The sequence below is a fragment of the Hominimerdicola alba genome (assembly GCF_900112155.1).
Classification (GTDB): domain Bacteria; phylum Bacillota; class Clostridia; order Oscillospirales; family Ruminococcaceae; genus Hominimerdicola; species Hominimerdicola alba_D.
In genome coordinates this window covers 1-25,646 of record NZ_FOKQ01000043.1, presented here as the reverse complement: position 1 = coordinate 25,646, position 25,646 = coordinate 1, and the positions used below count along the sequence as shown (strand labels likewise).

Here is a 25,646-nt window from a genome sequence, read left to right as displayed (position 1 = left end):
GCAGTCGGCAGGAATTATTACCAAGGGGCATGACCTCGCAATGGAGCTGCGCCGACGCCCTGTTATGGATAGGCAGAACGAAGGAAGTTGGGACTTCACGTGACGAATGATCCCGTTGGACAGAGGAGGTTTGCTGCCGTAACGGATATGGGTCGCATCAAGGCTGTCAAAACAGATCTCTCAAGACGTTTTGTTTGCTATACCCTGATAACGTTAAATCCGGCATTCAATGCTTTGGATCATCCATAACTTGGTTCATTTCTTGAACATAACTTTATGAAATACTGAGATTTCGCGAGTATTTACGAGATTTTACAAGATATTTTGAGGAGGATATTTATGGAGAAAAAAGAACGCAGGCTGACAGACATGCTTTTCTGCGCGCTGGTCATGACCATAACCGCCGCTTCTGATGCACTCAGGGGAGTTTTTCTCCCACAGTTCCGCACAGCATTTTCACTCAGCGAACCTCAGGCGGGACGAATAATAATGGTTAGTTACATCGGAAATCTGCTTTTTCTTTCCATAGGCGGATATCTTTCCGACAGGCTACCACGCAAACGCTTCATCGGAGGAGTTCTGCTTTTGTGGTCGGCGGCGCTTGCCACATATGTTTTCACGGAAAACTACTATATCCTGCTTGCGGCGATGATATTCTCCATGGGCGGCTCCACAATGCTTTCAACCTCGGTAAATATCATAACTCCCCTGCTTTTTGCACCCCCTGCCCTTTTCGTGAACGTATTCAACTTTTTGCAGGGCGTGGGTATATTCACCTCGCAGAATGTGGGAGGACGTTTTGCGGATAAACTCACTACATGGCATATCGCAAACGGGATAATACTTGCGATAGCGGCGGCAAGCTTTATACTGCTGATGACCATGAAACTCCCCGACCCTGAAAAAACCGAAAAGCAAAGCGGCGGGTACTCCGATATGCTCAGAGATCCCGCGACTTTTCTGCTTATAATGATATGCGGCTGTTACTTCATCGCCGAACACGGTCTGATGAACTGGCTGACCTCTTATGGCAGTGTGCATCTGGGTTTCACCGTGCAGAAAGCTGCTATGTACCTTTCGCTCTTTTACGGTGGACTTACCGTTGCAAGACTGGCGCTGGCGCCTTTTATTGACAAAGTAGGCGTATTCAAAATGCTGCTTATATGCTCATCTTTGGGAGCTGTACTGCACACCCTGGGTGTAGCGCTTGGCAAAAACGGACTGCTTTTCTTCGGTGCATCGGGACTTGCATTCTCGGTTATATATCCGCTCCTCGTGATGCTTATTGGCAGTTTCTATGACCGCTCCAAAGCAGGAACTGCAACAGGTTTGATACTCAGCATAGCCACATTTTTCGATATCGGATTCAATGCATTTTTCGGTTCGCTGGTGGAAAATGTGGGCTATGGCAAAGCTATGACTGTCCTGCCAATATGTGCTGTGTTGATGTGCGCTATGCTGTATGTGCTGAAATTCTCGGTTAAACGAGCTAAGGATATACGATGAAAAATAGGATCTTGCGGTAACTGCCAAAGAGGAGAGCTTTGAAACTATCGCACATGACAAATATCCGCTATACCAACAAAGTTGATTTCGTGGTTGACAGGTAGCCGTTTATAATGCTGCAGAGTGCGGTGCTCTTATACAACGTACTTTGGTAGGCAAAGTCGCCCCTTGCGGGTCGAGCTGTCAAAGACGCTTCGCTGTTTGACAGCGGGCGCGGCAATATATTTATGCGGATAGAAAGAGCGTGGACATTAGTTTGTCCACGCTCGAATTTTTGTTATTGCCGCGCCCTATTTAGTCGGAAGTTTTCTGTTCTATTTATGGCACTCTTGCCGCGTCACTTTTGTGCCTTGACCGAGAGGCTCTGCCTCTCGAGCTCTCCGCAAGCCTGCTAGCGCGAGGCATATGCCGACGCAGTCGCATAAACCGCGCTTTGTCTCTTTGGCAGTATTTACAGCATTGCTATCTCTCAACTCCATCAGAACGCGTTATCATTCAGCCTATTCCTGATATCGCTGAGTGTATATTCCTTTACCAGCTTGCCGTCCTTGAACACCGTTTCAAGCAGATTACCCTCGGGTATCGTGCTGCCGACATAGCCGTCCTTGTATGCAAGTTCGCCGTTCTCATTTCGGTAAACGTAGCACAGACCTTTCTGGCTCTTCTTGAAACCGCCCTCCTTGGGATCTTTGAATATCGGATATTCCCTGCCGTCTATCTCAGCATAGCAAGCCTTAATGCAGCTGGAGAAAGTATCGCGGGTAAAGGGTTTGAGAATCGTAGCTTTGCCGACGAACTTCTGACCGTCCTCAGCTGTAAGGGTCATTTCCTCCACCTCTTCAATGCAGTGCATCGAGAACGATCCGACACCCAGTGCAACATTCGAGCAGGCAAAGCCGTTCTTCATCAGTATCTCATAGATCTGCTCGCAGCGCTGTACTGTTATGCTGTCGCCGTAGATAGCCTTTACATGAGGGTCAAGCACCTTGAAGCCCTTGCTGTTCACAGTTCCGCCGAACTGCTTCCAAAGCTTGAAGACTGTCTTTGTTACAACCTCAACGCAGTCGCCCGAATCTCCTCTCATAAGCATACAGCCATTGTGAGCCATTATCTCATCGTGGAGTTTCGGCAGGATATTGTCGATGACGTTCCAGTAGTCGTAGGAATCCAGCACCGCCGAAAAGCTTGTATTGGGATAGAGTTCTGTCAGCATTTTTCTGAGGAATGTTTCCTCGTCGCCGTCAACTGCGAAATTCGAGCACATTACAAAGTGTTCGGTGCTGACAGCGCCGTATGCAACGGCTTCCTTGGTGCAATCTGCCCCGAACATCTTTTCAAGATAAGGTATAGCGGGGACGGTAGCTGTATTCACGAAAGACATACACCAGCCCGCAGCAGCTTTCAGCGCAGCGTCAAGTCCCTGGTCTCCGCGGAAATCGAAAGAACCAAGTGCCTTAGCGCGGGGGATATCGTCATCACAGGTGAGACCGTAGTACTTGTCAACTATATCGCGGTAGGTCTTGCCCACGGTGGCAGTTATCTGTGGATACCACATTTCAGCGGAGATAAGGCTTTCAAGTGCCTGCGGGAGCCACGCAAAATCGGGGTGAGTATTGGTTATACCAAACATGGGAACGTGTATCGGTACGAGGGTACCCTCGGGCAGTGCGATGATCTCCAGCGGCAGATAGCCCAGTCTGTGAAGTTCAACTATCGAGGTAGTATTGTAAATGCCCTTGCCGAAAGAATTATCCAGTATCCTCTGATAATCAGCAACTATCTCCTCTTCGGGAACTTCAAAGAAATTCTCGTTGAAATAGTCGATCAGCCAGGTCTTGCAGAACATCTGCAAACCAAACATTACGACCTTATCCCAGCGCTTAACGCGGCTCATTCTGGGAGTATAGTAAGACATGGACTTTGTCATTTTTTGGTTTATCATATCTCTGTGGACTATCTTGTAAAAATCACACATCAGTGCTGCGTTTATGCCTTTCATACTAATCCTTCTTTCAAATCAGTCAAGCTTTATCTTTTTGAGTATGCTGTTATCGGGCAGAGTGCATATTGAATCGGTGGTATAGATGTTCTTTATCATGCCGCATTCAAACAGCTTGCCCTTTGCTATGGAATCTTCACAGTGGCTGAAAAAAACGCTGATATCACCGCAACCAAGTTCTTTGAGTTTCTGCGCCGAATAGTACACTGTTCCGCCGTAAGCGCAAATATCATCGATGATAAAAATATTCCTGCCTGCGGGGTCATCCCCCTCAACTTCAAGGCCGAGTATCTTGCCGGTAGACCAGTCTCTCTTCTTTATACCGAAGCCTACGTGCTTCGCGGTGAACATGGAAGAATATCTTTTCATCGAACCCTCATCGGGGAAGAACAGATAATCCTCATCAAAGGAGAATCCTGCTTCTTCCATAGCTTTCAGGATATAATCCTTGGGCGAAAGATTGACAACTCTGTCGATAAGCGCCGCGCCAACGCTGGAGTGAACATCCAGCACAGTCACCTTATCAAAGCCCATGGAATTTATGAACCTGCAAAAGTATTTCAGCGTGAATACTTCCATATCAGCGTAAACTCTGTCCATTCGGGCATTGGGAAGATATGGCATGAACAGCGTGAATTCTGCTTTCGGGAAGCGTTCTTTCAGGTTGCTGACAATATAGTACAGCTGCATCTGTTCAAGTTCGTTCTCGTAGTGCCAGCTGATATCCACGCGGCTGCATTCATCAGCGGGAACAAGGTATATCTTCATTGTGCCGTCGGGATAGTTTTCTATTTTCAGGTCGATAAATCCGCCGTTGTCTATACGGTAGCTAAGCATCAGATACCATTCCTTTCTATCTTCATCTGACATACAGCCATTGCGCTGAGGGCGTTCTCGTGGCTTTCGGGAGTTACACCCGCACAGCATTCAGCGGTTATCACTATGGGTACTTCGGGGAATGCGGCTTTAACTATCATCGCGTTGGAGATAACACAGATATCTGTGCATACTCCGATAAATTCTATCGCCTCGATCTTCCTGCCTTCAGCCAGCTTTTTCAGTACTTCGGGAAGTTCAGCAGAACCAAACGCGGGCTTTTCAACAAGGATATCATTTTCCTTTCTGACTGCCTCAATGCGGGGATCAAGCTTCCACCCCTCGGTGCCGCGTATGCAGTGTACAACAGGAAGATTTTTACCCTCCTGAGTTTCCATATAATTTTCAGCGTGAGTATCAAGAGTGAACACCACAGGAACATCGGGCTGTTCCTCACGGAAAGCAGCTATCCTCTTTGCTGCCTTGTCAGCTGCCGCATCACATTCGGCATTACCGAGAACGCCGTTTGTAAAATCCTTTTGCAGGTCTATCGCAACCAAGATCTTCATAATGATACCGTCCTTTCGTTTTCTTCGTAACCATTAGTTTGTATCTTTTTGTTGTTATCATTATAGCACTATACTCCCCTTTTGTCAACAGGACTGATTCAACAAATTTGAGTGCATCATTTTGTTCATTGCGAACAGAATATACAATTCTCGCATATCAATCGGCTGGGGAAGAAATTTTATCGTGATAAACAACATTAGTTATGTCCGATATACAACAATATTGTTAACATTATATAATAACACGGGTAAAATGTCAACATGGATATTGCTATAAAAAAGCAGCCCACGCAAATGCATGGACTGCATATTTTTTCGACTTTACAACGCTGTGCCAATGATATTGGGAGAAATAAAGCGCTATATGCGGGATTTCCGACCTATAAGAGTGAGCCGTTCTCTCCGCGACCTTGCCTACAAAGTCATGCAGGCAAAAGAAAACTTTATCGCAGAAAATCAGCGTGAACCCACCATCGACGAGATAACAGAGATAACAGGTGAAAAGCGCGGGGATATCGTCACGGCACTGGAATCCGTCACCGACCCTGTGTCTATTTACGAACCTGTTTACACCGAGGGCGGAGATTCATTATATATAGCCGACCAGATATGCGACGGCACCGACGACCGAAGCTGGCTGGAAGAACTCACTATGAAAGAAGCCATGAAATCACTGCGGCCACGAGAGAAAAACATCCTTTTTCTCCGTTATTTCAAAGGACACACTCAGATGGAAGTCGCCCGCGAGATCGGGATATCACAAGCACAGGTCTCACGCATTGAAAAAACCGCTCTGGACAGGATCAAATCACAGCTTTAAGAATTGAGCTTCACGCTTTTTGAAATATGAAACGTACTCAAATCCCGCCGCCTTAGCAAGCTCGATGCCATCAGGTATGCCTTTGCCTAGGTCGCCAGTCCTGTGAGCATCTGAACCGATGGTGAGTATCTCGCCGCCGAGTTCGCGGTAAAGCTTCACGGTAACAAAATCAGGAAAGGTCCTGCCGTACTTCTGCCGCAGACCCGAGGTGTTTATCTCGATACCCTTTCCGCGGGAGATAAGTGTTTTGAAAATCTCCCTGATAATTTCTTCGTAAGCGCCTAAATCTACCTCTCTGCCGTACTCCCCGCAGATGTATCTGAGAGGATAGGTAAGGTGTCCGAGGACATCAAAATTAGAGTAGCGGCACATATCCAAGGTTTGCATAAAGCAGTCATTCAGCAGAGAGCTTATCTCAGCATCGGACATTTTTCCGTAATCGAGATAATAGAAATCATCAACGCCGACATTCATGTGGTGGGAGCCGATTATAAAATCAATACGATCGTCCCCGGAAAGTTCCTGCGCCCTTTCCTTATCCTGCATGGGCTGACCCATCTCAACACCCACGATGATATCAAGCTTTCCACGGAATTTTTCACGCAAAGACACTTGCTCGGTTATACTGTCAAGGGCATATTTTCCTGAACCATACATCATCGCATCGATGACATCTTCCATGTTCCCGAAATAATGCTCCGCAGGATGCCAGAAATTAACATCGCAGTGATCGGTCAGGGCATAAACCGATAATCCAAGTTCAGAAGCACGAAGACACATCGCCTCGGCACTGTCCTCAGCATCGGGTGAAAAACTGCTGTGGGTGTGCATATCAAGCAATATCTTTTCCATTTACTATGCCCCCGCAATCAGAGTATCCAGCTTCTGTGCTGCCTGTTTAGCCCTTTTAACAAACTCAGAAGGAGTCATCTGCGCATACTGCTCAGACCTGTCCTTGAAGACCTCCAGCGACAACGCACCCTCATATCCCAGAGTTTTCAGCTTTTTCGCAAAAGGCTCATAGTCGATATTACCGTCAAAAGGCAGCATATGGGAATCTGAATTTCCGTCATTATCATGGATATGCAGAGCCTCTAAAAGACTGCCGTGTTTCGTAAGCCTGTCGTCGCCTTTAGTGAAGCAGTTTTCGTGACCAACATCGTAGCAGAATCCCACGCTTTCGCTTTTTCCGAACTTATCAAAAAGAACATCAAGAAAATCGGGGAGCTGGATATTCTCAAAAAGCAGTTTGATACCATAATTCGCCGCAGTGGAGATCAGTCCGTCAAAATTTTTCATGCCAAAGACAGTCACCTGAGGCGGCACAAGACCATCCGTGGGGTGAACAACTATCTTGTCCACATTGTTCTCCGCGCAGATCCTGATGCAATCCGCAGTGCGGTTGTAGATGGCGGTACTGTCACTGCGCTTTTCCCACAGAGAATTCATTCTGTCAAATGGCGAGTGGACATTCTCAACCTCAAGACCCGCCTTGTCAGCAAGCTCAAACTGCGTATGCCTGTATTCCTCGGAAAATCCCAGCATTACGCCGTCAAAGCCATGTTCCTTTATTATTGCAAGACGTTCTTCAAGCGGTATTGCGGAAGTAAAATCCGCGAACATATTTAGCTTCATATTTCCCTCCAAACATAGTCTCAGCCTGCGAATATGCAGTAAACGACATTGAGATCGATACTTTTTGAACTTCGCAAAAGCATATATCGGACTTTCCTTGTTCTCAAAGTGAAATTTCTAATGTCGTATGCTATAAAAATACCCGCATCTGCCATAAGCCGCATCCGTCCGCCAGATGCGGAAACAAACGCGGCAGAGTAACAGACGCAGGTAATAATATCAGTTTTTCAGCGAATGCAGAGGTGCAGGTATCTGACCGCCTCTGTTTATGAATTTGCTTGCAGATTCTTTCTTCAGCGGCATTACAGGCCCACATCCGAACAGACCGCCCCAGTCAAGCTCCTCGCCAACGTTCTTGCCAATAGCGGGGATAACTCTGACAGCAGTAGTCTTGCAGTTTACCATACCGATAGCAGCTTCGTCTGCGATGATAGCAGAAAGGGTATCAGCAGGTGTATCACCGGGAACAACTATCATATCCAGACCAACAGAGCATACTGCGGTCATAGCTTCAAGCTTCTCAATGCAAAGCGCACCGCTCTTTGCAGCAGCTATCATGCCTGCATCCTCGGATACGGGAATGAATGCGCCTGAAAGTCCTCCGATGCGAGAGCAAGCCATTACGCCGCCCTTCTTTACAGCGTCATTGAGCATAGCAAGACAAGCAGTAGTACCGTGAGTACCGCACTTTTCAAGACCTATCTCCTCAAGAATATGAGCAACTGAGTCACCCACAGCAGGAGTAGGCGCAAGTGAAAGGTCAACGATACCGAAAGGAACGCCCAGTCTTTCAGAAGCGATAGTACCAACAAGCTGACCAACGCGGGTTATCTTGTAGGAAATTTCCTTTATAACATCAGCGATGCCTGTGATATCAGCATCGGGATACTTTTTAAGAGCAGCTCTTACAACGCCGGGGCCTGAAACACCTACATTTATCATGCAGTCAGGCTCACCAACACCGTGGAAAGCACCTGCCATGAAGGGGTTATCCTCAACGGCATTACAGAATACTACCAGCTTGGCTGCACCGAAGCAAGCCTGATCTACGGTCTTTTCAGCGCACTCGCGGATAATTCCGCCCATCATCTTTACAGCATCAAGATTGATACCTGTCTTGGTAGAACCGATATTTACCGAAGAGCAAACTCTCTCGGTAGTGGCAAGAGCCTCGGGTATGGACTTTATCAGCTCAACATCACCTGCAGAGAAGCCCTTGGGCACAAGTGCTGAATAACCGCCGATAAGGTTAACACCAACAGTCTTTGCAGCCCTGTCCATAGCGTGTGCAAACTTAACGGGAGAACCCTTGCAGGCAGCGGAAATGATAGCGATAGGAGTAACTGAGATACGCTTGTTGATAATCGGTATGCCAAGCTCCTTCTCTATCTGCTCGCCCACCTTAACAAGATCCTTAGCCTTGGTGGTTATCTTCTCATAGACCTTTTCACAAGCCTTGTCGATATCGCTGTCGATACAGTCAAGCAGGGATATGCCCATGGTTATTGTACGTATGTCAAGACAATCGTCCTGTATCATGCGTATTGTTTCAAGAATGTCATATACATTTATCATTTTACAGATATCCCCTTATCAAATATGGTGCATACAGTTGAAAATATCCTCGTGCATAACGTGTACCTTAACGCCCAGCTCATCGCCCAGGGCTGTAAGGCTGTCGCTGAGGGTAGCAAAATCCGAAGTAAGCTTGGAGATATCAACTACCATGATCATAGCGAAAAGCTCCTGCAGAACGGACTGAGTAACCTCCTCCACGTTAGCATTGAGCTCTGCACACTTGGTGCTGACCTTTGCAAGTATACCAACAGTATCCTTGCCGATAACAGTTACAACTGCTCTCATATATAAAACCGCCTTTCTGTCATATCTTTTTTAACCTATTAATTATAACACATTATAACTATTTTGCCAATAGTATATTTTATAAACATTCTATTAACGTGGATATCACCGTGTAAGCACTATCTTTCTGGTGTACTCGCTTTTGAAGTCGGGAGCACCGCTTACGCACATCTGCTGGAATGAAGCCGCGTTCCTTTCAAGTTCGGATATCCTTGCTGCCCTTGAAGAAAGCTTTTCAAGCTCCGCCAGAGAAGTTGCGAACTTCATAGACATATTTCCGCAGGCTGAGAATATCTCCCGCCCTCTGTCATTCAGGGCGAGTATCCTGCCGTAGGGCACATCGAAAAAGTCGTGGGAAGTCACCCCAAGCGCCAGATACATCATCATTCTCCTGACCCTTGCAAGAGTCACCGCCTTGTGTTTAAACTGTTCTGCAAAATCATCGGGAGTGCGTATCAGCTCGCATTTAGTCTCACGGGTGTTGACGAATCTTCTTGCCAGATGGGTGGAAACATCGGGCAGACGCTGTATCTCGGAAGATGAAGCCGTCATTATCTTCATAAGCAGAGCCTTGTCCGCGTTCTTTATAAGGTAAGGCTCGCTTTCAAGAGTATTCGGTACAAACGCAGAATAGTCTTCCCCATCTGCTATAAGCCTTCGGATATGTGAAGCGCTGGCGATATCGACCGAAACGATGCCGCTGTCGTGTTCTGCGCCCTTTCTCTTCACCGCCGTTGGAGTTATCCAGGGAGCATAATTCTTTAGCGCCTTTATGTACTCCACTGCCAGCATATTGTTTGGCTTGTCAAAAAGCGCCTTTATTTCAGGTATCCCCGTTGCTGAAGCTACCGCGGCAGGATATGGCACACCGTTTTCAAGCATTTCCTTTACCTGTTCGGAATCGTCCAGTCCAGCGGATATCTCAGCCGCCTTTTCGAGAAGTGATATATCGTCGTCCTCACAGCCGAAAGAAAGCATGGAAACACCGTTTTCGCCAAATCCCGCAAGTATCTGCACAGCACCTCTGGCAAAACGTTCGGCGCTTGAACAGGAATATGGGCATGGAAGTTCGATGACAAGGTCAGCTCCGTTCTCCACAGCCGTTTTAGCACGGAAATACTTGTCCGCTATCGCCGTATCACCGCGCTGAACGGCGGCACCGCTCATCACGACAACTATATGCGTCGCACCCATACGTCGTGTCTCTTCCAGGTGATATTTGTGTCCGTTGTGAAAGGGGTTATACTCGGCTACTACTCCAGCAATTTTCATAGCTTCACCTCCCGAGGGTCATTAACAAATTCATAGAATAACTATTGTGCAATATGTATATTTAAGCAAAACAGACTTGCAATTTATCACAAAAATTGTTATACTAATATTATATGATATCAGGGCAGGATTGTCAAGCCCGATATAATATCCATCTATAAATTGAGAGGAGTTTTTCCAATGAAAATTCTGGTAGTAAATGCTGGTTCCTCTTCGCTGAAGTATCAGCTGCTGAACATGGAGGACGAGAGCGTTATCGCAAAGGGCAACTGTGACCGTATAGGTATCGATGGTCACGTAAGCGCCAAGACAGGCGACGGCAGAAGCTATGAGGCTGACTGCAACTTCCCTACCCACACCGAAGCTTTTGAGAAGCTGGTAGAGATACTGACAAGCGGTGACACCAAAGTCATCGATTCTATGGACGAGATCTCCGCAGTAGGCCACAGAATAGTACAGGGCGCTGAGATATTCAGAGAGACCTGCGCTGTTACCGACGAAGTTATCGACAAGATCGACAGCCTGGCTGAGCTGGCACCTGTTCACAATCACCCCCACGCACTGGCACTGAGAGCATGTAAGGCAGTTCTTCCCGAGGGTACTCCTCAGGCAGTTGTATTCGATACTGCTTTCCACGCAACAATGCCCAGAAAGGCTTACCTCTATGGTCTGCCCTATGAATGCTACAAGGATCTGCACGTAAGAAAGTACGGCTTCCACGGTACTTCTCACAGATTCGTTTCCGGCGAGCTGGCTAAGGTTATGGGCAAGAAGCCCGAGGAACTGAAGATAGTTTCCTGCCACCTTGGCAACGGTTCTTCCATCACAGCTGTTGACGGCGGCAAGTCCGTTGATACTTCCATGGGCTTCACTCCTCTGGACGGTCTGGTAATGGGTACACGCTGCGGCGCTGTTGACCCCTCCGCTGTTGAGTTCGTAGCAAAGAAGAAGGGCTTCACTCCCGATGAGATGACAGCTTACATGAACAAGCAGTCCGGTTTCCTTGGCGTTTCGGGCATCAGCTCTGATAACAGAGATATCCAGAAGGCTGCTGCTGAGGGCAACGAGCAGGCTCAGGCTGTTAACGAGATGCTTACATATCAGATCAAGAAGTACATCGGTTCTTATGCTGCTGCTATGGGCGGCGTTGACGCTGTTCTGTTCACAGGCGGTATCGGTGAGAATGCTCCCGAAGTTAGAGCTGACGCTTGTGAGGGTCTGGAGTTCCTGGGCATCAAGATCGATGCAGAGAAGAACAACTGCCGCGGCAAGCTGGTAGAGATCTCCACTGCTGATTCCAAGGTCAAGGTATACGTAATACCTACCAACGAGGAACTGCTGATCGCAAGAGATACTCTCGCACTGATTTCCAAGTAATATTCAATAACCCAAACACCCCTGTGTAAGTTTACACAGGGGCGTTTTTTAGTAAAAAAGAAAAAGCACGGAGAAGACCCCGTGCTGTAATTATCATCTCTGTTCACAGATAAGCTTGATAGCTGTTCTTTCCTCGCCGTCGATAACAACATTAGCGAATGCGGGAACGCAGATCATATCTATGCCGACAGGTGCAAGATAACCTCTTGCTATCGCAATAGCCTTGATCGCCTGATTTGCAGCGCCTGCGCCGACAGCCTGAACTTCGACTGAGCCCTGCTCCCTTATCACGCCTGAAATAGCGCCTGCTACTGAATTAGGTACAGATCGTGATGAAACTTTCAAAACCTCCACCATCTATCCCTCCTTTTTATGAAAACGTTTTGCGCTTCACAGCAATACCATTATACTACATATTGGAAATTTTTGCAATAGGCATTCGTCTTTTTTGTTATTTGCGACTAATAATCCTTGTTATATTTGTAGATTTTCCCGATTTTTCATCGAAGCTGACCACCACACCATTCAGAAAACAGGGTGAATCACTCTCGGTGAACTTCACAGGTCGATGATATCTGAACTTATCTATCACAATATCGCTGTCGACTCCCAGCACAGAAAGCTCGGGACCTGTCATGCCAACATCGGTGATATAGGCGGTGTGTCCGCCGAGGATAACCTCATCAGCCGTCTGCACATGGGTATGAGTTCCCATAACAGCAGTAACTCGGCCTTTGAGATAGTGCCCCATGGCTTTTTTCTCGCTTGTTGCCTCAGCATGAAAATCAACAAAGATATTTGGGGTGTCGATACCGTCAAGTATCTTGTCTATCTCGGTGAAGGGATTGTCAAGGGCTTCCATGTACATCGTGCCCATGAGATTCACAACAGCTATCTTTATAGGACAAAGGTCGATGACAGCTACTCCCCTGCCTGCAACACCTTCGGGAAAATTTGCAGGACGCAGCAGGAACTCACTGCTGTCATAAAGCTCCATTACTTCACGCCGACGGAAGCAATGATTGCCTGTAGTTACAACATCAACGCCCATGCTGATAAGCCTGTCAAAGGACATTGGCGTTATGCCGTTGCCCTGAGCCGAATTCTCACCGTTGACCACCGTTACATCAATATTATACTTTCTTTTTATCCCATAAAGCTGTTCTTCCAGAAAATCCGTACCTGAACTGCCCACAACATCGCCAATAAACAACAGGTTCATATCTTTACCTCATATTCCATACATCATAAAATTTAAAATCATTATACTACTTCCGCAAAGAAAAATCAATAGCTGTCAACAAAAAAGCCGATACCGTTCCCGATATCGGCTCATAATTATCTTATTCGATGCTGTCCTTGCTATCCTTGCCAAGAGAAACACTTGTGCTCTCGGAGATCTCTGCTTCATCAACAGTATCCTTAACTTCATCGGTCACGATCTCCTCAACGGTATCCTTGACCTCGATATCCTCAACTGTATCCTTTACGTTGTCCTCAAATTCAGATTCGGGAAGCTCGCCCTTCATCAGCTTTTCAAACTTGATGCCGTCGATCTTCTCGTTCTTCATAAGATACTTGGCTACCAGATGCAACTGATCGATATGCTCTTTCAGCAGAGTTTCAGCCTGCTCGAAAGCAGTCTCAACTATTGTCCTGATCTCGTTATCGATCTCAGCAGCAACATTATCGGAATAGCTGGGAGTATTGGTGTAATCTCTGCCCAGGAATACCTCGTGCTCGCCCTGACCGTAAACCACAGGTCCCAGATTATCACTGAAACCGTACCTTGTTACCATGTTTCTGGCGGTAGCGGTAGCTCTTTCCAGATCGTTTGAAGCACCTGTGGAGATATCATCGAGTATCAGCTTTTCAGCAACACGGCCGCCAAGCAGAACTACAATGTTGTTGTACATCTCGTTCTTGCTTACAAAAGACTTATCCTTTTCTGGAAGGCTCATGGTGAAACCGCCTGCCTGACCTCTCGGGATAATAGTAACCTGATGAACTTTGTCAGCTTTCTGGCAGTAATAAGTGCAGATAGCGTGACCTGCCTCGTGGTAAGCAGTAAGTCTCTTTTCAGCCTCGGATACCACCTTGGATCTCTTCTCGGGACCTGCAACTACCTTGATAGCTGCTTCTTCCATATCAGCCTTGGTGATAGCCTTCTTGTTCTTCCTTGCAGCCAGCAGTGATGCTTCGTTTGCAAGGTTTTCAAGATCAGCGCCTGTGAAACCGACTGTAGTCTTGGCAATTGTCTCCAGACTAACATCAGGTGCAAGAGGCTTGTTCTTGGTGTGAACTTTCAGTATCTCTTCCCTGCCCTTGATATCGGGGTAGCTGACAAGTATCTGCCTGTCAAATCTGCCCGGTCTCAGCAGAGCGGGGTCAAGTATATCACGTCTGTTGGTTGCTGCCATAACGATGACGGACTCGTTGTCCTCAAAGCCGTCCATCTCAACCAGCAGCTGGTTAAGGGTCTGCTCACGTTCATCGTGACCGCCGCCAAGACCTGCACCTCTCTGTCTGCCGACAGCATCGATCTCGTCTATGAATATGATAGACGGAGCGCTCTTCTTTGCCTGCTCAAAAAGGTCACGTACACGGGATGCACCCACGCCGACGAACATCTCAACGAAATCGGAACCCGATATGGAGAAGAAAGGCACGTTAGCCTCACCCGCAACAGCTCTTGCAAGCAATGTCTTACCTGTACCGGGAGGTCCCAGAAGCAGAACGCCTTTGGGTATCCTCGCGCCTATCTCGGCATATTTTCTGTTATCCTTAAGGAAATCAACGATTTCCTTCAGTTCTTCCTTTTCTTCGTCAGCGCCTGCAACATCGGCAAAAGTAGCCTTCTTGCTGCTGGGAGCCAGTCTGGCATTAGTCTTGCCGAAGCCCGACATCTTTCCGCCGCCGGCGCTCTTCATCATGAATACGAAGAAGAATATCATAACACCCAGCATCAGGAATGTGGGTATAAGATTCAGCCAGAAGCTGTTGTCCGATATGGGCACCAGATCGTACTGCAGGGGATCCTTAGGGTTTTCAGCGTCATATTTCAGACGGTAGTTGACGGCTTCCTCGCCGCCCAGCACCTCGTTCACGAACAGTGAAACATTGGGTACTTTATAGTTGTGCTCAGTCTCGGGATCTTTCTTGAGCTTATATTTCAACTCACCGGAACCGAGATCGAGCTTGAACTCACATACTTCCAGAGCGTCAAAGTATCCCATTACCTCAGAATACTTTACTTCATCGCTCTTGGTGCTCATGCTCATCAGCATATAGACCAGACCTGTGATTATGCATATGGAAACCACAAGATAGATCAGAAGAGATTTTCCTCCGTTTTTCAATTTATCACGACCTTTTGTTCTAAATTTGTGTTATTATCAGCCTTATCGGATAATTATAGACCCTTTCTGTGAAAACAGTGTGAAAGTAAAGTCATAAAATCGAGTTATTCACCAATAACTTCAAATATCAATACTCTTCTCGTACTGCTGTCTATCCTTACTCTGTCAGCTGCGCCGAAATTCTCTGCAAGGACTATGCCCTCATCATCAGCGAGGATAACTGCCGAATCTCGCTTATGCACAGGAAATCCCTGTTTCATCAGCACTCTGACATCGGAGCTGTGCTGACGGTTGACAAGCGTGACCCTGTCCCCCGCCCTGCGTTTTCTCAATACAATAACACCTTTTATTTTATCATAATCCAGACAAGAATTTGCAAACTTTTTATTAACATTTTCAAATTTCCCGTCAATTATTACCAATTTAAAACTTACAGACCTTCCCTGCCAGTCAACAACACTTTCAGGCTCGATCATAACCTCGTCCTGCTGGATATCTTCGTCGTTTTTCTCGGTGAACACATACAGCACTCCGGATTTTGTATATGCAAAGCAATTTGCCTTGACATTTGCTTTACCGCCCTGATTTACAAGCTTTTCAATAATCTCTATCTTATCCTGTCCGACTTCGATATCGTACTTTGCCAGTATACGCATAATAACTCTGCGCCTTACGGGATAATCCAGTTCTCTTATCATCTTGCAGGAATAGCCGTCCCCACAGGTGACTTTTTCAAAGGCTTCATCAGCAAGCCTTTCAAGATATGCACTGTCTTCCCTCAGAAATCCGAGGGTTTTAGCAAAAGTTTCCATAAGTGATGGATTTATCTCCCGCAGAACAGGTACTACCTTGTGTCTCAGCTTGTTTCGTGAATACTCATCCAGCAGATTAGTCGAATCCGTTACGAAGCTCTGACCTTTTTCTGCCAGAAAGCTCTCGATATCGGCGCGACTGCACTCTATAAGCGGACGGATAATATTCTCCCTGACAGGCGGAATCGAAGCTATTCCTTTAAGTCCAGATCCTCTCGCCAGATTGAACAGCGTAGTCTCCAAACAGTCATCAAGGTTATGAGCTGTACATATCTTATCGGCGCCGATTTCCTGTAAAGCTTTATATCTTAACAGTCTTGCACCTTCCTCTTCGGAAACGGGATTTTCCCTGCAAAAAGCTGGAACGTCTACCCTTTTGACAGTTATCTCGATCCCCAGACCGCGGCACAGTTCTTCACAGAAATGCTGATCTCTATCAGCTTCCTCACCGCGTATGCAGTGATTTACGTGGCAGGCACAGATGTCATAGCCCAGCTCATACAAACACAAAAGGAGCGCAACGCTGTCTGCCCCGCCCGAAAGCCCGACCAGCAAGCGCTCGCTCTTATGAGCCATATGATATTTTTCCATCGTCCGACCGACTCTCTGAACAAGCTCACTTTTCATCTTTTCTGAATTCCAATCCTCTGAACAATGTATACTCGCCTATCCAGCTGAGTTTGATCGTACCAAGCTGACCGTGTCTGTTTTTTGCCACGATGCATTCAGCCACTGTCTGATCTTCCTTTGAATCTGAATAATAGGCATCACGGTACAAAAACAGTATGATATCAGCGTCCTGCTCGATAGATCCCGATTCTCTCAGGTCTGAAAGAAGAGGACGTTTATCGTCACGCTTCTCGGCGTTACGGGAAAGCTGCGAAAGTGCGATAACAGGCACACTCAGCTCCTTTGCCATAAGCTTTATCTGACGCGTTATCTCAGAAACTTCGTTAACACGGCTGCTGTGCTTGTTTGGTGATTCCATCAGCTGTATATAGTCTATGACCACAAGACCCAGATTATTCAGTCTTCTGAGCTTTGCTTTCATCTGCGGCACGGTAACGCCGCCCGCACCGTCATCGAGGTATATGGGCAGCTGCGAAAGTACATCGGCAGCCTCGGCAAGCTTCGTCCAGTCCTCGTCTTTCATCTCGCCGTTTCTCAGCAGAGTGTTGTTTACCTTACCCTCCGAAGCCAGCATTCTGCCAACAAGCTGTTCTTTACCCATTTCGAGGGAGAATATAGCAACGTCCCTTTTAGTGGCTTTGCAGCAGTTCACCGCGATGTTCAGGGCGAATGCCGACTTACCCATTGCAGGACGAGCCGCAAGAACTATAAGGTCGGTCTTCTGAAGACCCGTGGTAACATGGTCAAGCTGAGAAAAACCCGATCTTGCGCCCTGATACTTCTCGGCATCGGGACCGGATATCTCTGTCAGATGATGGAAATTTTCAACGATGACATCGCTTATCCTGGTAAGACCCTGTAAGTCCCTACCCTGCCTAATGCTGAATATCTTCTGTTCTGCGCTGTCAAGAAGTGCTTTCGGGTCGCCTGCACCGTCACTGACGCTTGCGATTATCTCGTTAGCAACATTCATCAGCGAACGCAGCTGCGCTTTTTGCAAAATGATGTTGCAGTAGCTCTCGATATTCTTGGTTGAGGGAACGTTGTCCATCAAACCGTAGAGGTACTTCATCGCCATTGAGGAATTCTCGAAGATACCCGCGTTGACAGCTTCATCTACGACAGTTACAACGTCCTCAGCCTTGCCGGTGGTGAACATTCTCATCATTATGGAGAATATCTGCTGATGTTTGGGACGGTAGAAATGCTCAGGTTTGAGCATCTCCATCGCCTTTTCGCGGCACTCCACGGGGTCAAGCAGCACACAGCCTATGACAGCTTCCTCAGCCTCCTGACTGTATGGCAGTGACCTTCCGGGGAGATCTGAACCGCTGACTGCATTGAAATCGCTAATGTCAGCCATTTATTCCTCCACAACTTTTACCTTGATGCTGCAGGATACACCGTGTGACATCTTTACAGCCGCAGTGAAATCACCGAATGCCTTGATATCCGAGCTCAGTGCGATCTTCTTCTTGTCAACATCAACGCCGTACTGATCTTTAAGAGCATCAGCCACAACACCTGATGTAACAGCACCGAAGAGCTTTCCGCCCTGACCTGCCTTAGCCTTGATAACGACCTCTTTATCAGCGATCTTATCAGCGATAGCCTTGTTATCAGCGGTCTCAACATCTATCTTGTGCTGAGCAGAAGCCTTCTTGCCTGCAAGATCGTTGAGGTTCTTGGAGTTAGCCTCAACAGCCAGACCCTTTGCGATAAGGAAATTTCTTGCATATCCGTCAGCAACGTTCAGTGTATCTCCTGCCTTGCCCGAACCTTTAACATCTTTAAGTAAAATAACTTTCATTTTGAACACACCTTTCTGGTTTACATATTTTTGATAAAATCATCAATGACCTCTCTGAGCTGCCTGTCGGCTGACTCGATATCGGCCTTTATCTGAGCTGCTGCCATCGTAAGATGACCACCGCCGCCCAGTGCCTCCATGATCACCTGAACATTAAATTTGCCCATACTTCTCGCCGAGATGTTAACCGTATCGCCCTGCTTGTACATAACAAACGAAGCACAAACTCCGGTTATGCCAAGCATTTCGTCCGCAGCCTGAGAAGCTGCGACCCTTACGTTCGCAAAGCTGCCGTCAGCACGCGCGATAGCGCATCCACGGTAGATCTCCGCCGAATTGATGACCTTGGATTTTTCGTGATAAGTTTCGATGGAATTTGCGAACATCTGCTTTACTGCGATGGTATCCGCTCCCATCTTTTTAAGGAAAGCTGCCGTCTCAAAAGTTGTGACGCCCGTTTTCATTACAAAATACTTTGTATCCAGCATTATGCCCGAAAGCAGAGCTTCAGCGGCATAAGCATCGATAGTTGTTCTGTCGCCCCAAAGCTCGATTATCTCAGTTACAAGCTCAGCCGCCGAGGAAGCACCCGGTTCAAGACACTGTGCTATCAGCGGTTCTATACCGTTGACCATACGCCTGTGGTGGTCTATGACAACGATATTCTTAGCACGCTCTATCATTTCCCTTGATTCAACAAGCTCCGGATTATGAGTATCCACCACTATAACAAGGGTATCGCTGTCAAGCCTGTCAAGACCTTGCTGAGGTGTTATGTAGTACGGCATATCGCAGTTTTCGTCGATATAGTCTATAAGCGACTTTGCGAGATTCTTCTCCTTATCAACAACAACGTAGCACTCGCTAACAAGCTCTCTCAAAGCACAGCACAGTCCAGTAGCTGAACCTACGCTGTCCAGGTCGCCAAATCTGTGACCCATTATCAGCACTCTGCGGAATCCCTGTCCCGCATCGCCGTCAGCCCTGTAATTACCTATGCTCTCGATACTTCCCGGTCTGATTATCTCCATAAGAGTCTCGGCAAATACTCTCATCTTGACTCTGTTATTGTTATCAGCACCTGTAGAAACGCCGCCGAAGAACCTGAACTCGCCGTTATCACGGTAAGCTGCCTGATCTCCGCCACGTCCCTGACAAAGCTCCAGCGCCTGTTTAGCCAGCTTTTCGCACTCGTCAAGACCCTTGCCTTCCCTGCCGACACCAATCGAAAGCGTAACATTGGATTTTCCGCCGATACGTATCTGCCTTGCTTCTTCAAGTATCCTGAACCTGTTCTCTATCTTACGTGAGAGATATCTTTCCTCCATAAAAACATAGAACTTGTCATCCGATATCTTTTTGGCTATGGCATTCGTTCCCTCAAGGAAGCTTTCCATCAACTTTTCTATCTCCACCGCTACGTGAGCCTTTTCAGTATCCCTGATATCAGACATCATCGCGTCATAGTTATCGATAACTATGATTATCACGCTGTTATGGGACTGATATGCATCATATCTCAGTTCGGTATAATCTGTGATATCCTTGAAATATACCATCGAAAGACCGTTTTTAAGGTCTGTGCGCACAGCCTTGGCGATATAGTACCGTTTGTTCACACATATCTGACACCCGTCCTCTTCAAAGGCACGTTCAAGGTCGATATTCATGATGTTTTCCAGATGATCTCCGTATGAATCCTCGGAATAGACCTGCTTTTCAAACAGCCTGTTATACCACATGATAGTTTCATCGCTGTCGAGAATAACGCAGGGCGCAGGGAAATGCAGCATTGAATCACGCTGAGTTCTGATCAGCTGTGACGCGAGCTTTGTGGTATATTTCGTAGTCTGATTTCTGAATATGAAAGCTTCCAGCAGAAGCAGCAGTATGCTAACTACGCATATCAGTATCAGTACGCTTCCCGCTCCTCTTTTCTCCTCAGTCGAGCGCAGCATAAAAGCTCCTATCAGCGCTGTCAGCGAGATGACACCCATCGTCGCGGACAACAGCATGAGAAAGCTTTTGTTCTTTTTCACTGCCAGTCAACTCCTTTGCTTGATCCTTTATTCTGTTCAACAATTGACAGTTTCTATATCTCCATAATTATGGGCAGTATCATAGGACTTCTCTTTGTCTTGGTAAAAATGAAATCCGAAAGATTATCTTTCATCCTGCCCTTGATGGCATTCCATTCGTGCATATTGCTGTCAAGACAGTTCTGCAGAGTTTCGGTGAGAAGCTCTTTAGCTTCATTCATAAGTTCCTCGCTCTCACGGACGTATACAAATCCTCTGGAAACAAGGTCGGGACCTGCAAGTATCTCGCCCACTGTCCTGTCTATGGTAGCAACTGCAATGATAAGACCATCCTCAGCCAGATGCTTTCTGTCTCTCAGCACGATAGCGCCAACATCGCCAACACCCAGACCGTCAACAAGCACTCTGCCAGCAGGCACCTGACCCGCGATATTCATATCCACACCATCGGTCTCGATAACGTCACCGATACCCGCGATAATGATATTATCCTCAGGTATGCCCACGCTCATGGCCGTCTGCTTATGCTTCATCAGGTGCTTGAATTCACCATGCACAGGTATAAAGAACTTGGGCTTGGTTATTGAAAGCATCAGCTTCTGCTCTTCCTGACAGGCGTGTCCCGAAACGTGTACCTCGTACATCTTCTCGTAAACGACTTCTGCTCCAAGCTTCATAAGGTCATTAACTACCCTTGTTACCAGCTTTTCATTGCCGGGTATGGGGTTAGCAGATATTATGATGAAATCCTGAGGGGTTATGCTGACCTTTCGGTGCTCGTTCATGGACATTCTCGAAAGAGCGGACATAGGCTCGCCCTGGCTGCCCGTTGTAACGAGAACTATCTGCTCTGGCAGATACCTGCCTATCATATCAATATCTATAAGCACGCCGTCAGGCACTTTAAGGTAGCCCAGTTCGATGCCCACGCTTATAACATTCACCATGCTTCTGCCCGATACAGCTACCTTACGGCCTGTATTGACAGCATTGTTGATTATCTGCTGAACTCTGTGGATATTGGATGCGAAAGTAGCGATTATTATACGCTTGCCCTCAGCCTTTGCAAACAGCATTTCCAGATTATCTCCGACTTTGCGCTCGCTTGCGGTGTATCCGGGTCGCTCCGAGTTGGTAGAATCTGACATCAGTGCGAGAACACCCTTATTTCCAAGTTCTGCAAATCTGGGCAGGTCGATGATTCCGCCCTCAATGGGAGTATAATCGACTTTGAAGTCGCCTGTGTGTATCAGAATACCTGCGGGAGTGTGTATTGCCATGCCCACTGAATCGGGTATGGAATGGTTCACCCTGATGAATTCCACCGCCATACAGCCCATTCTGATGGTCTGACGAGGTGTCACGGTATTAAGCTTTACACTATCAAGAAGCGCGTGTTCACGAAGCTTGCCCTCGATAAGTCCGATAGTCAGCCTTGTACCGTAAACAGGAGTGTTTGGGAACTTTTTCAGAAAATAAGGCAGTCCGCCGATATGGTCTTCGTGTCCGTGAGTGATAACTACTCCGCGAAGCTTTTCAATATTCTTCTCAACATAGGAAAAATCCGGTATAACAATATCAACACCCAGCATCTCGCTGTCGGGGAATGCCAGACCGCAGTCGATAACGAACATATCGTTTGAACACTCAATGACAGTAAAGTTCTTGCCTATCTCATTGAGACCGCCCAGAGGGATTATCTTTACGGGAGTACGACGCTGTTCCTGCTGTTTGTTGTTATTTCCACGCTGTCCCCTGCCGTTGGGACGAAGCTTAGCCTGTGAGGGTTCCGCTCCCTGCTTATTATCTGCACCTCGCTTTAACGGCACTCCTCTGATCTTTCCTTTACCCTGTACGTAACGTTTTGATGGCTTTCTTTTTCCGTTGTTAGAATTGTTATTATTCATGATTGATCTGCAAAAATGCGCACCATAGTAAACGACATATAATTTTTCACATCAGCACCCAAAAATATGAATGCATGATAATGAATATGTGCCGTTTGCTTTAAGGAGCGCAAAAAGCTCCTTTCCTGCGGGAAAACGTATCCCGTCAATGTATTTGATTTTTCCGTTAGAATAAGTGCAGTCCCATTATATAAGGACATGAGCGGCAGTTTTGGGATGAATGGATATCCCTTTGATAGACGAATGATTAGACGAAACCACCGACAGAGTCCGCCCTGTTTCAGGCGGGATTGTATCCGAACAAAAATATCTTATTATATTTTACTCTATTTTTGACCGAATGTCAAGTGCATATTCTCGAAAGTCTGCATCAGGGAAATTAGTTGTACTCAAAAACCGATGCTTCAAAAATTTTCATTTGCCCCCTTTTCAAAATCCTGCCGATGTGTTATAATATATGTCTGAGATAACGGAGGTATACAGATGAAAGATATTGATATATTAAAAAAACAGGCACTTGAAAGATTTTTCAGCAGAATGAACCCAATGCAGCAGAAAGCTGTGTTCCGTGTGAACGGACCTCTGCTGATACTTGCGGGTGCAGGCAGCGGAAAGACCACCGTGCTTATCAACAGGATAGCAAATATGATACATTTCGGTGATGCCTACAATACCACAGGGCAGACCTTTACCGATGAAGAATCTGCATTTATCGAGGATTATGCCGAGGGCAGGACAGATGACGGCAGAAAACTTGCCGCAATTATCGGCACAAGGCAGGTAAGACCTTGGAATATCCTCGCTATAACCTTTACAAACAAAGCCGCAGGTGAACTCAAAGAGCGTATCGAAAAAATTCTAGGCGAGGAAGGCAGAGGCATCGTTGCCGCCACTTTCCACTCCGCCTGCGTGCGTATTTTAAGGCGCGAATGTACTAATATCGGGTTTACTTCAAGCTTTGCCATTTACGATACAGACGATTCAAAGCGCGTGATAAAATCGGCCATGCGTGCACTGGATATAGATGAAAAAATGTTTCCCGTAAAGACAGTAATGAGCGAGATATCCCACGCAAAGGATTCCATGATAACTCCCGAGGAATTTGCAAAGGACGCTGTGGGCGACTATTTTAAAAGCTCTGTAGCAAAGGTATATAAAAAGTATCAGCAGGAACTTCTTGCCAATAATGCCATGGATTTTGATGACATAATCTGCCATACCGTGACGCTTTTTGAAAACTGCCCAGATGTCCTGGACCACTACCAGAACCTTTATAAGTACATCATGGTGGACGAGTATCAGGATACCAACCGCGTTCAGTTCAGGCTTGTTTCGCTATTGTCGAAAAAATTCGGAAACATCTGCGTTGTGGGCGATGATGACCAGAGCATTTACCGCTTCCGCGGCGCTACCATCGAAAATATCCTGAACTTTGAGGAAGAATTCGGCTGTTCGGCTGACGATGTTATCAAACTTGAACAGAACTACCGCTCCACCCAGAACATCCTTACCTGCGCAAACAAGCTAATCAGCAATAATGTGGGCAGAAAAGGCAAAAACCTCTGGACCGACTGCGGCGACGGCGAAAAAGTCATCGTTCACAAGTCCATGAATGAGCGTGATGAAGCTTCCTACATTGCAAGGACGATAACAGAAAACAATGACAACGGCAGGCGCTGGGGCGACCATGCCGTGCTCTACCGAATGAATGCCCAGTCAAACGCACTTGAACAGGCGATGATAAAAGCTAGTATCCCCTACAAAATCTTCGGCGGACTGAAATTCTACGAGCGCAAGGAAATAAAGGATATCCTTGCATACCTCGGTGTTATCGCCAATCATGCCGATACTTTCAGGCTTCAGAGGATAATCAACGAACCCAAACGCGGTATGGGCGATGCCACTGTCCGCACGGTGATACAGGTATCCTCAGACCTTGGTGAAGACCCCATCTACGTTATGGAACATTCCACCGAATATGTGCCGCTGTCAAAAAAATCCAAGTCACTGACGGAATTTGCATTCATGATAGACGACCTTTCGGAGTTTTCAGAGAAAGCCAGTCTTCCCGAACTTCTGGATGCAGTGGTCGAAAAAACAGGCTACGGTGCACTGATGAAACAGCAGGGTGTCGAGGGCGAGATGCGTCTTGAAAATATCGCCGAGCTTAAATCGACAATGGCAAAATACGAGGAAGAAGCGGAAGAGCCTTCCCTTGACGGTTTCCTTGAAGAAGTCGCACTTTATACCGATATCGACACCCTTGACGAAACAGGCGATTATGTTGCACTGATGACCATGCACGCCGCAAAGGGTCTGGAATTCCCCGTGGTATTCGTGGCAGGTATGGAGGACAACGTGTTCCCATCCAGCCGAAGCAGAGATTCAGAATCAGAACTCGAAGAAGAACGCCGCCTTGCATATGTGGCAATAACCCGCGCCAAGGAACAGCTTCACCTCGTATACGCAGGCGAGCGTATGATATACGGAAGCACCCAGTACAACCGCGAATCACAGTTTATAAAAGAACTTCCCGCCGAGAACATCGATAAGCAAGTACCTAAGCTTGACACTAAGCAGACCCAGCGCCGTTCGGGAGATATTCCCCTGGGCAGACAGATGGCGATGTACAATTCAGCAAAAGCTAAATCCAGCGAACCTGCAGAGACTTACAGCGTAGGCGAAAAAGTAATGCATAAAAAGTTCGGCGAGGGTACGATAGTCGGGGTAACACCCATGGCAGGTGACACAATGCTTGAAATTGCCTTTGAAAAAGTTGGCACAAAGAAGATCTTCGCTAATTTTGCCAAGCCGAAAAAGATCTGAATGCATAAGAATACTTTTTCATGGGGCAATAAAGCCGTTAACTATCAACCGCTAAACAAATATACATAACACAAAGGGGCTGTTGCAGCCCCAACAAAGAAAAAGACGCCTGACACACCAAAAAGGTAGTGCCAGGCGTCTCATTTTGTGGTATAATGTAATTGCAAATATAACATCAAACCAACGAAAGGATTGTACCACAAAAATGAGAAATTGTCAAGTGCGTCTTAACATGAATTATGAGATCTACATCGAAGAAAGCTCACCTGTCAGAGTATTGAGCAATGTTATAGATGAGATCTATCAAAAAGAAGAATACACGATAGTAAGCAAGTGGAATGGCGCCATACCCGAGGATATCATGATGAAGATACTCATCTACGGCTACATGAACGACTCTTTTTCA

At 46.8% G+C, this 25,646-nt stretch carries 20 protein-coding genes; 4 read left to right on the top strand and 16 right to left on the bottom strand.

Annotated features, from left to right (window positions below):
• The first annotated feature begins 339 nt into the window (after positions 1 to 339).
• Positions 340 to 1,506, top strand: coding sequence for an MFS transporter (locus BM265_RS16630; protein WP_074963108.1), 1,167 nt, complete (start codon positions 340 to 342; stop codon positions 1,504 to 1,506).
• A gap of 478 nt (positions 1,507 to 1,984) precedes the next feature.
• Here the strand turns inward: BM265_RS16630 and BM265_RS16625 are convergent, their stop codons facing one another.
• The 3 genes from BM265_RS16625 to BM265_RS16615 are packed head-to-tail and all read right to left on the bottom strand — an operon-like array spanning position 1,985 to position 4,890.
• Positions 1,985 to 3,505, bottom strand: coding sequence for a nicotinamide phosphoribosyltransferase domain-containing protein (locus BM265_RS16625; protein ID WP_074963107.1), 1,521 nt, complete (start codon positions 3,503 to 3,505; stop codon positions 1,985 to 1,987).
• An 18-nt stretch (positions 3,506 to 3,523) separates the two neighbouring features.
• Positions 3,524 to 4,375, bottom strand: a complete 852-nt coding sequence (locus BM265_RS16620; RefSeq protein ID WP_242940886.1) for a ribose-phosphate diphosphokinase — start codon at positions 4,373 to 4,375, stop codon at positions 3,524 to 3,526.
• The gene (locus BM265_RS16615; RefSeq protein WP_074963105.1) at positions 4,342 to 4,890 is read right to left on the bottom strand and encodes a cysteine hydrolase family protein; all 549 of its coding nucleotides are present in this window, start codon (positions 4,888 to 4,890) and stop codon (positions 4,342 to 4,344) included. The genes BM265_RS16620 and BM265_RS16615 overlap by 34 nt, the downstream gene beginning before the upstream one ends.
• 364 nt (positions 4,891 to 5,254) lie before the next feature.
• Here BM265_RS16615 and BM265_RS16610 point away from each other — a divergent pair, with 364 nt between their 5' ends.
• A complete protein-coding gene (locus BM265_RS16610) occupies positions 5,255 to 5,710 on the top strand; it encodes a sigma-70 family RNA polymerase sigma factor (RefSeq protein ID WP_242940885.1) in 456 nt (151 codons plus the stop codon).
• Here the strand turns inward: BM265_RS16610 and BM265_RS16605 are convergent.
• From BM265_RS16605 to BM265_RS16585, 5 genes are all read right to left on the bottom strand, one after another.
• Positions 5,699 to 6,562: a histidinol-phosphatase HisJ family protein gene (locus BM265_RS16605; RefSeq protein ID WP_074963104.1), complete on the bottom strand. Its 864-nt coding sequence runs from the start codon at positions 6,560 to 6,562 to the stop codon at positions 5,699 to 5,701. The two genes, BM265_RS16610 and BM265_RS16605, sit on opposite strands and share 12 nt — an antisense overlap.
• Positions 6,563 to 6,565: 3 nt before the next feature.
• A complete protein-coding gene (locus tag BM265_RS16600) occupies positions 6,566 to 7,345 on the bottom strand; it encodes a sugar phosphate isomerase/epimerase family protein (protein WP_074963103.1) in 780 nt (259 codons plus the stop codon).
• A gap of 219 nt (positions 7,346 to 7,564) precedes the next feature.
• Complete coding sequence (locus BM265_RS16595) at positions 7,565 to 8,920, bottom strand: PFL family protein (protein WP_074963102.1); 1,356 nt, start codon at positions 8,918 to 8,920, stop codon at positions 7,565 to 7,567.
• Between the two features lie 18 nt (positions 8,921 to 8,938).
• The gene (locus BM265_RS16590; RefSeq protein WP_024856856.1) at positions 8,939 to 9,208 is read right to left on the bottom strand and encodes an ACT domain-containing protein; all 270 of its coding nucleotides are present in this window, start codon (positions 9,206 to 9,208) and stop codon (positions 8,939 to 8,941) included.
• Positions 9,209 to 9,313: 105 nt separating this feature from the next.
• Entirely contained in the window at positions 9,314 to 10,480 is a 1,167-nt protein-coding gene (locus tag BM265_RS16585; RefSeq protein WP_074963101.1) for a tRNA(Met) cytidine acetate ligase, read from the bottom strand.
• 180 nt (positions 10,481 to 10,660) lie between these two features.
• On the opposite strand from BM265_RS16585, the gene BM265_RS16580 reads away from it, so the two are divergent.
• The gene (locus BM265_RS16580; protein ID WP_074963100.1) at positions 10,661 to 11,857 is read left to right on the top strand and encodes an acetate/propionate family kinase; all 1,197 of its coding nucleotides are present in this window, start codon (positions 10,661 to 10,663) and stop codon (positions 11,855 to 11,857) included.
• 93 nt (positions 11,858 to 11,950) lie between these two features.
• Here BM265_RS16580 and BM265_RS16575 read toward each other — a convergent pair whose 3' ends face one another.
• The 8 genes from BM265_RS16575 to BM265_RS16540 form a co-directional block, all read right to left on the bottom strand.
• Positions 11,951 to 12,211, bottom strand: a complete 261-nt coding sequence (locus tag BM265_RS16575) for a stage V sporulation protein S (protein ID WP_024856859.1) — start codon at positions 12,209 to 12,211, stop codon at positions 11,951 to 11,953.
• Between the two features lie 97 nt (positions 12,212 to 12,308).
• On the bottom strand, positions 12,309 to 13,079 hold the full coding sequence (locus BM265_RS16570) for a TIGR00282 family metallophosphoesterase (protein WP_074963099.1): 771 nt from the start codon (positions 13,077 to 13,079) through the stop codon (positions 12,309 to 12,311).
• Between the two features lie 121 nt (positions 13,080 to 13,200).
• A complete protein-coding gene (ftsH, locus tag BM265_RS16565) occupies positions 13,201 to 15,216 on the bottom strand; it encodes an ATP-dependent zinc metalloprotease FtsH (protein WP_074963098.1) in 2,016 nt (671 codons plus the stop codon).
• 104 nt (positions 15,217 to 15,320) lie between these two features.
• Positions 15,321 to 16,619 (bottom strand): tRNA lysidine(34) synthetase TilS, encoded by a 1,299-nt coding sequence (tilS, locus tag BM265_RS16560; protein ID WP_242940884.1) that lies wholly within the window; start codon positions 16,617 to 16,619, stop codon positions 15,321 to 15,323.
• A gap of 25 nt (positions 16,620 to 16,644) precedes the next feature.
• Positions 16,645 to 18,021: a replicative DNA helicase gene (gene dnaB, locus BM265_RS16555; RefSeq protein WP_074963096.1), complete on the bottom strand. Its 1,377-nt coding sequence runs from the start codon at positions 18,019 to 18,021 to the stop codon at positions 16,645 to 16,647.
• Positions 18,022 to 18,468 (bottom strand): 50S ribosomal protein L9, encoded by a 447-nt coding sequence (rplI, locus tag BM265_RS16550; protein WP_074834235.1) that lies wholly within the window; start codon positions 18,466 to 18,468, stop codon positions 18,022 to 18,024. It abuts the gene before it with no gap.
• Between the two features lie 20 nt (positions 18,469 to 18,488).
• Entirely contained in the window at positions 18,489 to 20,507 is a 2,019-nt protein-coding gene (locus BM265_RS16545) for a DHH family phosphoesterase (protein WP_074963095.1), read from the bottom strand.
• A gap of 53 nt (positions 20,508 to 20,560) precedes the next feature.
• Positions 20,561 to 22,414, bottom strand: a complete 1,854-nt coding sequence (locus BM265_RS16540; RefSeq protein ID WP_074963094.1) for a ribonuclease J — start codon at positions 22,412 to 22,414, stop codon at positions 20,561 to 20,563.
• A 483-nt stretch (positions 22,415 to 22,897) separates the two neighbouring features.
• Between BM265_RS16540 and BM265_RS16535 the strand changes: the two genes are divergently transcribed.
• Positions 22,898 to 25,240, top strand: a complete 2,343-nt coding sequence (locus tag BM265_RS16535; RefSeq protein WP_074963093.1) for an ATP-dependent helicase — start codon at positions 22,898 to 22,900, stop codon at positions 25,238 to 25,240.
• Positions 25,241 to 25,646: the final 406 nt, after the last annotated feature.